Annotated in this window: 12 protein-coding genes; 4 read left to right on the plus strand and 8 right to left on the minus strand. The window is 46.9% G+C overall.

Annotation, left to right across the window (positions count from 1 at the left end):
• The 5 genes from ABWV76_RS13090 to ABWV76_RS13110 form a co-directional block, all read right to left on the minus strand.
• Window positions 1-825, minus strand: coding sequence for an NADH-quinone oxidoreductase subunit B family protein (locus tag ABWV76_RS13090; RefSeq protein WP_353376175.1), 825 nt, complete (start codon window positions 823-825; stop codon window positions 1-3).
• Complete coding sequence (locus ABWV76_RS13095) at window positions 801-1,607, minus strand: FAD/NAD(P)-binding protein (RefSeq protein ID WP_353376176.1); 807 nt, start codon at window positions 1,605-1,607, stop codon at window positions 801-803. The genes ABWV76_RS13090 and ABWV76_RS13095 overlap by 25 nt, the downstream gene beginning before the upstream one ends.
• A complete protein-coding gene (locus tag ABWV76_RS13100; RefSeq protein WP_020412789.1) occupies window positions 1,604-2,086 on the minus strand; it encodes a cyclic nucleotide-binding domain-containing protein in 483 nt (160 codons plus the stop codon). The genes ABWV76_RS13095 and ABWV76_RS13100 overlap by 4 nt, the downstream gene beginning before the upstream one ends.
• Window positions 2,083-3,258, minus strand: a complete 1,176-nt coding sequence (locus ABWV76_RS13105; RefSeq protein WP_353376177.1) for a 4Fe-4S dicluster domain-containing protein — start codon at window positions 3,256-3,258, stop codon at window positions 2,083-2,085. Before ABWV76_RS13105 ends, ABWV76_RS13100 begins: the two co-directional genes overlap by 4 nt.
• A gap of 343 nt (window positions 3,259-3,601) precedes the next feature.
• Window positions 3,602-4,693 carry a hypothetical protein gene (locus tag ABWV76_RS13110; protein WP_353376178.1) on the minus strand — a complete coding sequence of 364 codons (1,092 nt, stop codon included), beginning with the start codon at window positions 4,691-4,693 and terminating at the stop codon, window positions 3,602-3,604.
• A gap of 454 nt (window positions 4,694-5,147) precedes the next feature.
• Between ABWV76_RS13110 and ABWV76_RS13115 the strand changes: the two genes are divergently transcribed.
• Window positions 5,148-5,564 carry a YbaN family protein gene (locus ABWV76_RS13115; RefSeq protein WP_020412792.1) on the plus strand — a complete coding sequence of 139 codons (417 nt, stop codon included), beginning with the start codon at window positions 5,148-5,150 and terminating at the stop codon, window positions 5,562-5,564.
• Window positions 5,565-5,970: 406 nt separating this feature from the next.
• The gene (locus ABWV76_RS13120; RefSeq protein ID WP_020412793.1) at window positions 5,971-6,402 is read left to right on the plus strand and encodes a hypothetical protein; all 432 of its coding nucleotides are present in this window, start codon (window positions 5,971-5,973) and stop codon (window positions 6,400-6,402) included.
• Window positions 6,403-6,480: 78 nt separating this feature from the next.
• On the opposite strand, the gene ABWV76_RS13125 is transcribed toward ABWV76_RS13120, so the two are convergent.
• On the minus strand, window positions 6,481-7,632 hold the full coding sequence (locus tag ABWV76_RS13125; protein WP_353376179.1) for a hypothetical protein: 1,152 nt from the start codon (window positions 7,630-7,632) through the stop codon (window positions 6,481-6,483).
• Between the two features lie 98 nt (window positions 7,633-7,730).
• Entirely contained in the window at window positions 7,731-8,870 is a 1,140-nt protein-coding gene (locus ABWV76_RS13130; RefSeq protein ID WP_353376180.1) for a hypothetical protein, read from the minus strand.
• A gap of 458 nt (window positions 8,871-9,328) precedes the next feature.
• Here ABWV76_RS13130 and ABWV76_RS13135 point away from each other — a divergent pair, with 458 nt between their 5' ends.
• The gene (locus ABWV76_RS13135; RefSeq protein ID WP_353376181.1) at window positions 9,329-10,987 is read left to right on the plus strand and encodes a VRR-NUC domain-containing protein; all 1,659 of its coding nucleotides are present in this window, start codon (window positions 9,329-9,331) and stop codon (window positions 10,985-10,987) included.
• Window positions 10,978-13,503: an ATP-dependent DNA helicase gene (locus ABWV76_RS13140; RefSeq protein ID WP_353376182.1), complete on the plus strand. Its 2,526-nt coding sequence runs from the start codon at window positions 10,978-10,980 to the stop codon at window positions 13,501-13,503. The genes ABWV76_RS13135 and ABWV76_RS13140 overlap by 10 nt, the downstream gene beginning before the upstream one ends.
• Before the next feature lie 53 nt (window positions 13,504-13,556).
• On the opposite strand, the gene ABWV76_RS13145 is transcribed toward ABWV76_RS13140, so the two are convergent.
• On the minus strand, window positions 13,557-15,524 hold the full coding sequence (locus ABWV76_RS13145; protein WP_353376183.1) for a hypothetical protein: 1,968 nt from the start codon (window positions 15,522-15,524) through the stop codon (window positions 13,557-13,559).
• Window positions 15,525-15,808 lie beyond the last annotated feature (284 nt).

Here is a 15,808-nt window from a genome sequence, read left to right on the forward strand (position 1 = left end):
TTAAGTAGTACGTTTTTTATTCACTTCCAGATTTTCACCTATTTTCTTAAAAGAACCTGCTAATGCATTGTAATTTCTAATATTTTCAATAATTGTTGCTTTGTCTGTACCCAGTTTTTCTGCCCACCAGTGGCAAAGAGATTCTCCATTAGGATTTTCCTTTGGGCCATAGCAGGCATAGCAGCCACGGTTATAGCTTGGACATAGCGCACCACAACCTGCATGGGTGATTGGCCCCATACAGGGGGTACCGTGAGCCACCCAGACACAGACATTGCCTTTCAACTTGCACTCAATACAAACGGAGTGTGCAGAAACCTGCGGTGCCCGTTGATTCAAAAATGCACTGATTACTTCCAACAATTGGAGCTTGTTGATTGGGCAACCCTGTAACTCAAAGTCCACCGGAACATGCGCAGAGATAGGTGTGGAATCTTTCAGGGTTGCTATGTAATCAGGCCGGGCATACACAACGGATGTAAATTCAGTGACATCGGCAAAATTGCGCAGAGACTGGATGCCCCCAGCGGTGGCACAGGCGCCAATAGAAACCAGGAACCTGGATTGCTTTCTGACCTTCTGAATCCTTTGCACATCATCAGGTGTGGTGATTGAGCCCTCCACCAGGGAAATGTCATAGGGTCCCTCTTCCACCTTGCTGGACGCTTCCAGGAAGTAGGCAATCTCCACTTCCTCAGCAAGCAATAGGAGTTCGTCTTCACAGTCAAGCAGACTCAGTTGGCAGCCGTCGCAGGAAGTAAACTTCCATACCGCCAGCTTGGGTTTCCCCTTTTCGGTTGCTATAAGCCGTGGATCTGGAACCATGCGCGGATATCCTGGTAGCAGAATACGGGGCCGTCCTTACAGATAAAGTTTGGCCCCCATTGGCAGTGTCCGCAGAGACCAATGGCGCATTTCATATTACGCTCCATAGAAAGGTAGATAGCAGATTCAGGAACCCCTTTGTGCAGCAGCACCTGAATGCAAAAGCGCATCATAATTTCCGGCCCGCACAGGAAAGCGACCGTATTGGCGCCGTCGATATCAGAAGCCTGTAGAGGATCAGTAATGACGCCAATATGCCCAGGCCAGGCGTTGTCGCCGTGATCAACAGACATCACCACATCCAGCTTTGCTATCCAGTGTGGAATTTCATCTCCATAAAGAAGCTCTGTTGGGCGACGTGCACCGTAGAAAAGCCGGGCCCGACTGGCCTTCAGTTTCCCTTGCCAAGCCCTGTAAACGACAGGTCGCAAAGGTGCCAGGCCCAGGCCACCTGCTATAAGCAGCAGCTCCTTGCCCTCAATGCCCTGTAGTGGCCAACCTCTTCCAAACGGGCCGCGAACTCCCAATGAATCCCCTTTCTTTAATCGCTCCAGTGCTCGAGTCACAGTCCCTTGTGCCCGAATGGTATGAACCAACAGACCCTCCTCCACTTCCAGACCACTGAATGAAATAGCAGATTCACCAGTACCAAAGGCATAGAGCATATTGAACTGGCCTGGCCCGTAGACCATGGGTGGTGATGCCGGACTTTCTAGATGCAAGGTGAAGGTTCCCGGGTACTCTTCCTGCCTGTGAATCACCTTGTAGACTTCGGGGATCACGGAGTCGTACCCGGCTCAGGTGGGGTGGAGCCATAGATATCGAGTAATTGAATACGAGCGGACTGCAATCGCTCGGTTGCAATCCGGGCAAAGCGCTTCATCAATTCGAAGCCGAGACGAGGTTCTGTTTCGCACTTTTCCCGCAAGCAGGCGCCACCGAGGCGTATGCTGCGAACTTCCTCCAGAGCACGTGCATCGAAGGCTGAAATGTAAGGTGGAAAGAGCCAGGACCAGCCGAAAATATCGCCGCCATGTAGGGTCAGCAGGCATAAGGCGCCGCGGTTAGGCACAAAGGTTTCTACCGCCACCCGCCCACTGCGGATCAGAAAGAAATGATTGGCCGGCGTATCCTCCTTAGCGAGATGTTCTCCCTCGTGGTAGACGCAGTTTTCCGCACATGAGGCAAGAAACTGCAGATCGCTTTCTGGCAAACCATGAAAGAAAGGGTGTTCATGCAGCAGGTTGGCAATAGTCTTCATGGCTGTTCCAGGTTGCGAATAGTCCTGACTTCCTCTGTCAGGTCGATACCCACCGGACACCAGGTGATACAGCGGCCGCAGCCTACACACCCAGAGCTATCAAACTGGTCATGCCAGGTAGCAAGCTTATGTGTCATCCACTGCCGATAGCGTGAGCGCGTGTCTGCGCGCACCGAGCCCCCGGTGATATGGCTGAAGTCCGACGTAAAGCATGAGTCCCAGCGCTCCCAGCGCTCGGCATTTTCTCCGCTGAGGTCTGTAGTATCTTCAACGGTAGAACAGAAACAGGTAGGGCAGGCCATGGTGCAGTTGGCACAGGATAAACACCGTTCCGCCACTTTATCCCAACTGGGGCTCTCAAAATTGCGGTACAGTAACTCCTTTAGATCAGAGCTATCGAAGTGACGCGGTCCCTGTCGCATTTGAGTTTCAGCGCTTTCTATGCCCTTCTGTGCCTGCTGCTTCTCCTCTACTGTGGAGGGCTTGAGTGGTAACTGCGCCAGGATCTGCGCTCCTAACTCGGTACCGCTTTCAATCAAAAAGAAGTGGCGCTTACCCTCCAATACTTCTGTCATCGTTAGATCACTGGTAAGAGTCACAGCAGGACCTGTTTGCATAGCCGTGCAAAAGCATGTGGGAGCCGCAGTGGTACAGTTTACTGCTACGGTAAATAGCCCTTTTCTTCTGTCTCGATAATTACTGTTGGGGTAGTCACTCTCTATCAGGACACGATCTTGGATAGCAATGGCATGTAGCTCGCAGCTACGCACGCCGAGGAATGCCAGCTTGGGGACGTCCTCCTTGATTTCGATAATTTGAACTTCTTGTTCCTGACGAGAGGATTTCCAAATGGGTCGATGAGGTAATTGCAGGTATTTTTTCCACGAGTGGGGCCCCACGACATAGCCAAAGTAGGCATTGTCCATACGGCGCTTTACCCGGTAATGCCCCCCTTCTTGTTCATCAGTCCAACCTTGGGGTAGATCGGCCGACGAGAGAATCTTGCCATAAGTGATGGCCTTATCGACCAATGTAGGACCATACACCTCATATCCATGCTCGAGGATCGCTTGAATTAAGTCATCCAGGTCGGCAGCTTGTAACAGGTGTTCATAGCTATCCATATTTGCTGAATCAATTTGGCCCAGGTTAGCCATGCTGCCAACTCTCATCTTACTCACCACTGAAGCGAATAGCGCTTAGGATTGCAATTGAGAGTAGATTGATAAGGAACTCAGCTGAACAGCTAATTAGGCGGAGAATGCTTTCAAATCTTTGTCGTTAAAGTTGAAGTGGAGTCACCTCTACAGCATTTCATCCTTAGAGAGTTCCTACTGCTTGTCTGGCTTTCTAGGTAAAATAGAGGTGACACTGGAAGTATAGCGCTGGGTTGCGGAAGTTATCTTTAGGAAGAAGGTCTCAAAAAGCTGGGAATAAAGTTTAAACATATAGGGGTAATCAGCTTAGTAAGAAATTCCTATATTTCTATTGTTCATAGTTAACTAAATAATACTGCTATTGCGAAACTACGATGATATTTCCCGTTCCATCCTGAGTAGTGTAAACAGTATTACCATTAGTAGCCTGGTTGATATTTAATGCATTCGATGCGCCAGCCTGAATGGCCACTACAACATTCGATGCTCCAAGCTGGTTAATTGTTGCCGTATTTAGCGAACCGGTTTGGTTGGCTACGACAGAATGAGAACTCCCTACCTGGGTGATAGACAAGGAATTATTTGCACCTTCTTGGCTTAAATAAGCTTGAATATAAGAACCTGTTTGTAAGAGTGAGACAACATTTGTATCACCAGTTTGATTAATCTCAGCAATACCGTTGGAAAGTAGTTCCTGCTCGATTATCGCGGTGTTTGATTGTCCGGTTTGTGTCGTTGAGGCAACGCTGTTAGAAATAGACCTTTGTGACGTTGTTGCGTTATTGCTGTCTCCATCCTGGCTAATTGACAACGTATTCGCTAGACCCAAGGTTTGCAGAAACTCTGCTGAATTGGAGTTACCTTTTTGAGAGACCACCACTTTACCAGAGCTTTCTTTTATCTGGCTTCCTTCTGCACTATTGTTATCCCCATGCTGATTAATTACGATCGTATTGTTTGTTGTCGTTTTCTGAACAACTGAAACCAGGTTCGAGGATTCCTTTTGACTGATTAGTAAACTGTCATTATTTGAATTTACTTGCGAGCTATAAGATTGGTTTCCACTTCCCTCCTGTAAAAAAGTTATTGCGCTGGATACAGTATTATTTTGTAGCGTTTCTGCCAGATTATCTTCACCAACTTGATGAATTTTAACTGATGCTTCATTACTACTGTTTTGCTCAATGACTGGAATCAAATTACCCGTTCCGCTCTGTGTAGTTGAAATTGTATTATTTAAGCTGTTATTCACTTGATAAGTGGTAACGGAGTTACTGGTCCCGTTTTGGATTAATGTACTGATATTTCCATTTGTATTTGCGCCCGCTTGAATTGAGCTTGCAATATTCTCCCATCCGGTTTGATACAGATCTACCGAATTGTTAGCGGCAAAAACATTTCCATTGAACATCAGTGCGGCTATAGTCAGGAATTGAGCGTGAGATTTCATATTAACGACCTTTGTATAAAAGGGCTTCGTTTGTTCTGGCATGCTTAAAGCAAGCTCTTAAATCTGAAATGCAGCCGAATGGGTAATCGGGCGGGAAATACTTTGTAAATTTCCTTAAGATCGATCAGTAACTTCCATGCCGATTGACGCATAATGGCATTAATTCGTTAGGTATGGAGACAATAAATAAAGATTAGTGCCAGTGGCGCTTGTATGCTGTAGGAAGAAAATCCTATTTACATGAGAAGAAAGTTTGGAAATAAGAAATGACTGATAGGCCGCCCTGGATCCTGTATTGAGCTGGATTGTAGCGCCACTCTCCCTTAGTATTGGGTCAATCAAGGAGGTGGAGGTCCTATTTAATACTGGGCTTAATCAGGAAAAATCAGGGTTCTATTTGAATAGATACCTGGATTATCTTCCTTGTTCAAAATAGGGGTCAGGAGATATAACTTTGAAACAGAGCAGCGATGATATCGCTTATACATCGACGCCCCCATTGGCTAAAGGGTGGCTGCGCTGGTTGTGGGGTGCCCTAGCCTGTTTCTTTTTGATAGTGGGGATAATTGGGGTTATATTGCCGGGCTTGCCTGCAGCCGTTTTTATTGTTCTAAGTGCCTGGGCAGCTTCACGTAGCTCAGAGCGTTTGCATCAATGGATTGAGGATCACCATCTATTTGGGAACCTGATAAAAACCTGGCGGAGCGGCCATATCAGTCGTAGAACCAAGTGGCTGGCAACATTAACAATGCTATTGTCCATGGCCGTTGCCCTTCATCATTTCAGTAATCTCTACTTATTAATCTTTATCGTGGGTGGCATTGGTTGCGCAATGCTTTGGATATGGACGAGGCCTGAACCCAAAAAGTGAACAAGCATTATTCAGTGGCCTTTATAGTTTTTGGTTTCCTAACTTGTAAATGGGATATTTGTACCGAATAGATTGTGACACCTGACTCTTTATGACAAATAAAATCTTCAACTTATTACCATTAGGCGACTACCCCAAAGTAGGTATTTACCTCGTCAAAAACCACTTCAAACAGTATGAATTTGAATAAAAACAACAAAGTTAAAGATTAATGTCTCAATGTGGTTAAATTGGTGTTGTAAGCGGTTGACATTGACGTTGAGAGGAATATCCTCTGCGCCCTTCTGTTGATTGGGACGCCTGGTGTGCCCCGGCGCTCTTTATAATGGAAAAGCATCGAGAAGATCTGGCTACAAGAGCAATTTAATAAACTTTGCTCACTAGGCAATAACAACAAGGATGTTTTATGCAGGATGTGTATCAGGCAACGGAAAATTCTCTGAGTGATGAAACATATATCTATAAATCCAGTTTCACCTGGAAGATATTGTTTTTTTTGCTGCTACCTATTGAAATCTTGTCTCAATATGAAGCATTCGTACTGAATGAATACAATCAATCGGTTTGGTGGTTGATTGCCAGCTTCATTATCTATAGCACCTATTTTGTTGGCTTTTATGGTTTGGCCTTTGCAAGGCGAATCGCCACACCGAGATTTTGGGGGTTCTTTCTGCCACTCATAATGGTGACAGATATTTATGAAATAGGGACGGTAGTTGCCACTATGAATATGGCAGTGTTGAGAAACCAGTTAATCCTGTTGTGTATTTCCCCAATTGTACTTTTTTTGTGGTTTATTATTTTTAGGTATCGCAAAGTCCTACGATACATGAAGTAAAAGCCAGCGCGTATAGTCACAAATGTCTTAGTGATTACATAGCTGGCTATTATTCAATAATAGAAACGTGGCACAAAGCTATTGCAAGTGCGTTCCCATATTGCCGGTGCCAAGTTGAGTAACGCTGATTGATTCATTTGTACCAGATTGCACGGCTGTTTCCATATTGGATGTGCCAATTTGTGTAACTATAAGACTGCTGCTAACAGTGTCATTCTGGGAAAGGCTGACATCATTGAGTTCACCAATCTGATTTGCGATTAGCACACTAAAAAAGACAGAATCTGATATGCCTTGATCCACGTCTGCTGTATTTGAGGTTCCAGTTTGAGCCAAGGACGCAAAACTAGAAAGGGTTGTTAATGGCACATTTTCATTGCCCTGATCCAGGTCGGCAAAGTTAGAGGTCCCAGATTGAATAATCTGGCTTGTCGAGGAAGTTGTTGCCTCCTGGTCTACGCGTCCAGTGTTTGAATCTCCAGTTTGCACCACTACCGCCACACTGGAAACTACGGCACCCTGATCGCCCTCCTGTTCTATATCCCCAAAGTTTGATGTGCCATTCTGGCCAATGATTGCAATACTGGAAGTAACGACTTCATCCTGTTCCATGGAAGCACTGTTTGAGCTACCGACCTGGGATACTGATGCCAGGCTTGTGGTTACATCCCTGTCCTGGTCAAAATTTACAAAGTTTGAATCACCGATTTGATGCACAATAGAGATACTACTATCCACCCTTTGAAGCTGGTCTAGAAATATGTCGTTGGAATTGCCTTGCTGATTGATAAGGATAATGCCTCCGTTTATATCGTCATTTTGATTTACGACTGCACTATTCATTTCGCCACCTTGGATAATTGTGGCTGAGCTCAACGTGGCATCACCTTGCAAAAAATCCAGGGTATTGTTGTTTCCAGCCTGAGTGGCAATTACTGTACTGGTAGTTGTGCCATCTTGCTGAGTAGACGTTACTGTATTCAGTGAGCCAATCTGGGTTAGGAAGGCAGAACTTCCGTTAGTATTGGTTGTTTGGGTTGCGGTAGAGGTATTGCTATTACCAATTTGGGTTTGAACAATAAGATTGTCGTGGACTGTTGGATCACTTTGGTCAGGATTTGCAGTATTCCCGTTTCCTTGCTGTATAACAATGGAAGTATTGTTGTTCGCTATAGCATTATTGCCAACAATCACTAATAGCGCTGCGGCTATTGATGTTAACCTTTTCATGACAAGTCCTTTTACTTCATTAACTCTCAGAGAGAAAGCTGGCTAACAATTTGGAGTAGTCAGCTGTTACGGAGACCCTTTCCAGGGATCACCCGAAACTATTGCAGGTTTGTACCCGTGTTTCCTGTACCAATTTGGATTGCAGTGATTGACTCATTGGAGCCAGCCTGACTGGCAAGGTAATCATTAGAGGTTCCAAATTGGGAGGCTAGGATACTGCTTGAGTTTGTATCGTTTTGACCGATAACAGAGGTGTTCATAGCTCCAGACTGTAACAGAATTAATGTGCTGAAAAATGCTGAGCCACTTGTCCCCTGATCTACATCAGTTTCATTCAGTGAACCTAATTGGGTAACAGAGGCAAAACTGGACACAGCTTCAGAGCCAGAAAAATCTTCACCCTGATCAAGTCTCGCAAAGTTGGAGGAGCCTGATTGAAATAGTAGCCCTGTGGTTGATATAAGTGCTTCCTGGTCAATATCTGCGAAGTTTGAATCACCAAGTTGGATAACTGAGCCAAAACTAAATGAAATGTCCTCTTCCTGCTCATTAAATGCAGTATTGTTAGTTCCTACTTGCTGAATTGAGGCAAAGCTAGCAGTAATAGTCTCATCTTGCTCCATATCAGCCATATTGGATGAACCAAATTGATTCACTAAGGCGGTACTGAATACGACATCCTGATCCTGCTCAAAGATGGTGGAGTTTGAGTCTCCCACCTGATTTACTACCGAAAGACTGAGATCAACTCTTTGTAGTTGCTCCAGAAAGACAGAGTTTCCAGAACCAAATTGGCTAACAAAAACCGCGCTTGCTGTGATGTCTTCTTGTTGTATCATCGTTGCGGTATTGGAATTACCATTTTGTATAATAACGCCAACCGTTTGAGAAATATTATTATTCTGGCTTGCATCCGCTACATGGTTATCCCCAAATTGATTAACAAGAATTAAACTGCTGTCAGTAGTGTTTTCCTGCATGGAAGTTACAGTATTCATAGAGCCAACCTGAGTAAGGATGGCGGCACTGTTGGTTGTGCTTGTCGCTTGGGTTGCTGTGGAGGTGTTGTCATCCCCAATTTGGGTTTGAACAATCAGGCTATTGCTGACAGTAGGATCACTTTGATCGGGAGTTGCGGTATTTCCATTACCTATCTGGTTAATAATGGAAGTGTTGGCGACTGCAATATTGCCGACAGCGAATAGTACTGTGGCTGCTATCGGTCTTAACGTCTTCATAGTAACTCCTTTTACAATATTTGACGCTAATAAAGGGGATACCAATCCAAAGGGGTGGACTGACCGGTGAATTGGGGCTGGTGGTAACTCCAGATTCTGAATTTAATCAGGAATAGAGTTTTCAATGGATGGGAGGCTCCCGTAACTGCTAACTTCTTGAGGCATTAGATTTGCTCAAAGCCGCACGTACAGCAGAACCATTGCGAATTTGTTTATAAATCGTGCAGTAAGCCTGGACCATCTCACCTCTCCCGACCATGGGAAAGAAGGACCGTTTTACTGAGAAAAAAGCCTGGAGTTTGGCAGTTAACCCCCTTGGACACAGCTTGACTCTAAACCCTCTCCAAATAGCTATGCGCATGTGGTGAACGGATGGTGATTGGTGGGTCAGCCGAGGGATTTGTCCATCCAATCAACTTACTGTATAACCATACAGTTTTTTGGTTGCCCATATCCCCATGACTGTCGCCGCAGAGCTTCCTGCTGATTACTACTTGACCAACTTCTTAACCTTGATGAAGTTTGTCACAGCCCGTTATAAATCATTGCTGTCAGCAGAAGAGGATCAATTTTACGAGCGCTTTATGTCACTTGGCATCAATGGCCAAAAACTATATGTAAGACTTTTGTCTCGCAAAGGCGCCCCCTCATCAGCTGGGGCCTTGTTCCGTCTCAGTAAATTGCAATATGCAGAAATAGAAGATCTGGAGCATGCATGTCGGGAACTGGAGGTAAGTGGATTATTGCGACTAAACCCTCAGATATCTAACCAGGAGTTGTTACCTCTTTTCACCAAGCCTGAACTATTCAGAGCGAGTAACAAGCCTCTACCAAAAGCACTTAAGCGAGCTGACCTGATAGCTGCCCTCCTGGAACAGGGCGTGGATTCTGGAATACATAAATTACTGGCCGCTGATACCTTATTAGCTGTTCAGCACGCCAGTTGCTTTGAAACCTTCAAGCTTTGCTTCTTTGGCAACCTTAACCAGGACCTGACAGATTATGTTCTGCGGGATCTGGGGCTTTTCCGTTACGAAGATTATCCATTGGATCGACAAAATCTGCCTTTCCAGAACCGGGAACAGATAGATCAGCACTTGACCTATTACCATTGTCTGGATCTGGCCGAACAGGCGTTGACAGGCGAGACATCTGATATCCTCACCCTGGCAGAGCAGCTGCCATCAGGAATAACGGGGGATGCCGCGCTTCACCGGCGCCTGGATCGCCTGCGTTTAAAACTGGCCCGTCAGCTAGAGCGTATGGGTGAACTAGCGGCAGCAGATCGGCTATACAAAATGTGCCAACGGCCACCGGCTAGAGAGAGGCGCGCACGTATTGCAATTAAGAATGGTGATACTGGCAAAGGGCTTGGACTTTGTCAGCAGATTCTTGAAGCGCCTCTGGATGAAGCAGAAAAAATATTTGCCGAGAGTTTTGGCCACCGTACAGCCAAAGACCTGGATTGCGCTAAAGAATGGCCAGCGCCGAAGCGCTATCGCCCTCCTACGGAAACGATAGTCCTGCCCCAGAGTCCTGAGCGAGTTGAGATTCAGGTTGCCTTACATCTGGAACAGTTGTCAGAGGGCAATTGTTACTATGTTGAGAACTGCTTGCTAAACGGCATTCTTGGTCTCTATATCTGGGACATCTTGTTTGCATCGATACCAGGGGCTTTCTTTAACCCCTTCCAGTCTGCTCCCAGTGACTTCAGGACAGCTGACTTCTATCTTTCCCGCCGTACCCTACTTGATCAGAGGTTGGCTGAACTGGATAAAGATACCCTGCGAGAGAGGGTATGGTGTAGCTATCGCGATAAGTGGGGGATTTCCAATCCGCTGGTTGCCTGGGATGCTCTGCCCAAGGAATTAGTAACTACCGCAATGGAAAGAATACCAACCTCCCATTGGCGCTCCCTCTTCCAACGGATACTGAGTGATATTGCCCATCACCGCAACGGACTGCCGGATCTTATCCTGTTTCCTGCAGCTGGGGACTACGAACTGATAGAAGTGAAAGGGCCCGGAGATCGGCTGCAACAAAACCAGCAACGCTGGCTTACATTTTTTGCCAGCCAGCGGGTGCCCCATAGGGTAATTCACGTGGAGTGGCAATAGTCTTGAATGAAGCGGCCACAGAACTCCACTCAACGACAACCATTAGTGCTACTAAACAGGCCTCGTTCCTGCGCCTTTCGGTTGGTGAGCTGGTCGCATTTTCCTGTCGTAGCGGCGACCTGATTAATGACGCAGGTTCCGGCCCCTCCGCCCAAGAGGGCATTCGCACACACCAGAAACTGCAAAAGAAGCGCCCCAAAGGCAGTGAAGCTGAATATCCATTGCAAGTTCAAGTACGATGTGAAGGCTATGATGTGGTTCTTACTGGCAGGGTGGATATCTTTCACCCGCAGGCAGATCTGCATACCCCTGTACAGATCGATGAGATCAAAACCACTTACTGCCCTCCTTCCAAATTACCAGAGGCTATTCGGCAGTTGCAGTGGGCTCAGCTAAAAGTCTACGGATTCTGTTACCTGTTCCAGCAAAGGCATGGGCAAGGAGGCACCGGTGAGGGCAGCGATCGTGTGGCACTGCAAATGCTCTGGTACAACCTTAAAGAGAAGAAGCCTTACCCGGAATTGCAGGAGTTCAACTGGGAAGCACTGGAGAGTTTCACCCTCGCTGCGCTTGCAGATTATATCCAATGGCACAAGAGCTGGCAGGAACATCGTCAACAGGTGGCTACCAGTGCCCAAGCCCTGGCATTCCCCTTTCCCAAGTATCGGCCAGGCCAACGTCAGCTAGCCGTAGCCACCTATCGTTGTTTGAGAGATGGTGGCGAGTTGGTCGCAGAGGCGCCCACGGGAATCGGTAAAACCATCAGTACCCTATTCCCTGCCATCAAGGCCCTGGGAGAAAAGCAGCTAGACCAGCTGGTTTACCTTACTGCAAAAAACTCAGGGCGGCAGGTGGTCAGGGAAACCGTAGAGAGCCTACATAAGCGTGGCCTAGAGTTATCCCTGCTGGAAATACAGGCCAGGGATAAAACCTGTGCCTGTAGTCTTGGTATGTGTAGCCGCGACCAGGAGGGTGTTTGCCCACGCACAATAGGTTTTTTTGACCGATTGCCGGCTGCGCGCAAGAAACTTCTAGGCTCACCTCTTCTCTCTCCGCAAGTGCTGGCAAAAGTCGCAGAAGAAATGCAGCTGTGCCCCTTCGAGCTGTCCCTGCAAATGCTGCCTTGGGCAGACCTCATAGTATGCGATTTCAACTATGTATTTGATCCCCTAGTGCGACTGACGGCTCTACAGGAGCAGAGCCAGCGCCGTGCGCTACTTGTGGATGAAGCCCACAATCTCAGTGACCGCGCCTGTGATATGTACAGTGTGACCCTGAGCCGCAAGGAAACCCGCCGTGCCGCGGCAAGCTGTAAAGGAAGTCACCCCAAGCTGCAGCGCAGCATCCAGGCACTGGTGAGGGCGATTGACCGGTGGGTTAAACAGCTTAAAGATCCTGAAGCCACCAGCAAAAGCCACGCTCAATTAAACAAATCAGGCTCCGAAGTGTGGGTGACTTCTCTCACATCGCCAGAAAACCAGCCGGTGACCGTTTCCAGGGCAGCCCATAAAGTGCTCTTAACAGTCAGTGAGCTATGGGAGAGCTCTCAATCGCCGCCAGAGGAAATTAGCGAATGGCTAAAGTCCATTTACCGCTATGTATGTATTGAGCAAGACTTATCTGAACAACATCAAGCTCTCACTCGGGTATTTGACGCGGGCACGCCCTGGCAGGAGCAGCAGTTCAAACTGCTTTGTTTGAATGCCGCTGGGTATATCCAGCAAACTATTCGCCAGTTTCATGGAGCTATCTTATTTTCTGCCACCTTGCGCCCGGCAAATTATATCTTTCAGCAACTGGGGGTGAACAGCTCGGCTCCATACATGAAGCTACCCTCTCCCTTTCTTCCATCACAGCAAGGCGTCTTCCTCTGTCCATATGTTGATACCCGCTATAAATCACGTAATCAGGCTACAGAAAACTTGGTAGAGATCATCGCTCGTACTTACCAGGGCCATCCAGGTAACTATCTGGTGTTTTTCCCCTCGTATCGATTCCTCCAACAAGTGGCAGTCGCATTTGAGCAAAGCTTTCCTGAAGTGGATTTATTGCAGCAGGAACCTGGGGCCAGTGAAAGCCAGCGCGCAGCATTCCTGGCAGCCTTCACTGAAGGTTCCCGTACTTTGGGCTTTGCAATTATGGGGGGAGTTTTTGGAGAAGGCGTAGACTATGTGGGTAATAAACTGATCGGTACCATCATTGTGGGTACCGGCCTGCCACAAGTTAATGAAGAGCAGGAGTTGATCCGCAAGGGTTTTGATAATGGAACCCCAAACACGGTGGGTGCTGGTTTTGATATTGCCTACCGCTATCCAGGGTTAACCAGGGTTTTGCAAACAGCAGGGCGAGTAATTCGCTCAGAATCGGATCGTGGAGTGATTGTCCTGGCTGATTATCGCTTCACTGACAGGTTTTATCAGTCACTTTATCCGGAACACTGGAGTCTCGAAATATGCAGAAACGGTACAGCACTTTCGAAAAGTCTGGAGGCTTTTTGGAATAGCTGGCTGAAATAGGCAGTTTCACGAAAAAACTGGGACAAGTAAAACCTTGCCCCAGCCGATCAGGACTAGTTCACACTTTTTGAGTGGTAAACAATCGCTTGCCAGACGTTCTGCTGCCCGCCAATGTAGTTCTCAAAGGTAGGGTTCTTGATATAGTTCCAGGCAACTTTACCGTTACCCAGATACATTGGCTCATCCAGCCCGCCCCACCCGTAATCGGTGAGTTTTACCGGCCCCTCGAGCACATTCAGGTCCGCATCAATCTCCATCACATAGTAGGCTTTAGGTACCAGCATACGCATGGCCTCGCCTTTCTTGTTATAACTACGATTGTATGGGAGGTTATCGGAAATACACTGGAATTGTGCATAGCCAAACAGGTAGCGACCATTCTTCAGGTCGACCAGTTGCGGGTCGCTAATCTGGCAATCTGAGTCTTCAGCCAGCCATTTGATGCCAACCCCCTCAATATTGCCTTCCCAATCAACCTTGGCGATACCCACGCGAGTTAAGGAAGATTTATCCAGGGCGCCGCCAGAATAGAGTCCTTGCCTTGGTATCAGTGAATAGTCACCCTCATCATATTCGATTTCCTCGAGATACGAGAAGAAGCAATTCTTATTGGCCTTATCAGCACATTGATCATCAAAGGGACCATCTCCACTGGTATCAATACCGAGTGTATCCTGTAAGAACCTATCCATATCCTCATCTTCGATGTACTTCGGTGAAACGATAACAGATAAATTAGTATTAGCATCAACTGGGACTACTGTGTGCCCTCCCCCGTTGGAAATCATTGCACTTGTTGTAGGAACCACGTGATTGTAGGTGCCTTCAAGGACAGAGGAGCCATCATCTTCCATTTTGATAGCAATTGCATTCAAGCCAGGAGAGGGATGATATTTATTCCCATCACTGGTACAGAGCGCACCAAACATTTCGTTGCCAGGGTTATAGAAAGCCCGGATATTCAGTACATGACCATGTCCACATAGCCAATACCACCCCCTACGTTCATCCCCCGTCATGGTCATTGACCAGTCATCCCGGTCGATCACTGTAAGTCCCGCAGAATAGTGAGAACCGCTAACCAGTACTCGAGCAGTCACGGAAAATGCATAACTGGTTCGTCCCTTACTGTCATCCTCAACATATAATAGTTCTTGGGTGCCAAGATGAGTGCCACCATGCATTTTATTAACGACGTAAGCATCAGGTACTTCGGACAAAGGCTTGTTATCCCACTCCATCAGCCAAATCTGATCGTTATACTTCTTCTCATTATCGGTACCTGCAACAGCGTCAAGATTGTCCTCAATCTTCATCCAGCCAATACCGTGCTCTTCAATTAGATCTTTCTTAACATCGTATCGCTCACTAGCCTTATATTCTGTGTTACACAAAACAGCAACCCTGGAGCAGTCTGCGCTAGCGGTTATACCGTGAGACTCATAACACTGTTTCAGAATCGTGGTATTGCCAGTTTGATCAAAACTTGAAGTTTCAGGGTTGTATTGGAGTTCATAGACGGAGCCATAGGTTGGATTTGAGGCACTTTGTCCTTCAGATAAGGTCGTGGATACAAACATCCTAGGCTTATCTGTATCAGTCGCGCAGGTCGCAGTGTAGCTACGAATAGGGATATCGATATTTTCTTCATCTTGCTCACTATCTGTTCGGCCAATATAGTGTGCAAGCTGGTAAACTTCCTGGGCGTTTACCATTGCATCAGGCAGGGTGATATCTGTAGCAGTTATTGTGGCAAACCCCAGATCGGAAGTAGAAACATCTCCGACCGTTACGGTTGAGGGATCATTATCTGGAAGCGGAGTGTTACTCCCAGTATCGCCGGACCCACTACCACCTCCCTGGTCTCCGCTACCCTGATCACCACCATTGTTGCTGCCACCATCCCCTACGGCTGGTGTCTCAGGTTCGGGGTCTGAAGAGCCCCCACCCCCTCCACCGCAAGCTGCCAACGCCGCGGTTAATGCCAGTACTAATAGTTTCTTGCTAAATAACTTGTCCATAAACGCCTGAGGTATCGTGTTTTTTTGATTTTGAAGTTAGGTGGAGATTAAGAGATTAGTTCCAGTTAAGTCGCGAAATGAAAATACGAAAAGAATTTTATTTTTTCGTGAATTATTTTCTGTGTCGCATTTAAAAAAATGAAGAAACTAAAGCCTGCCTATATCGGTGCTTTTCTGACGATATTTGTCACCTATATACAAATTGGGTGAAAAATACACTCCGCTAACAAAAAGGCTCATGAAAGCAGCTGATCATACTCGCGTAGCTACTTTCCAAAGTTGAC

The organism is Microbulbifer sp. NBRC 101763 (assembly GCF_040371615.1).
GTDB lineage: Bacteria > Pseudomonadota > Gammaproteobacteria > Pseudomonadales > Cellvibrionaceae > Microbulbifer > Microbulbifer variabilis.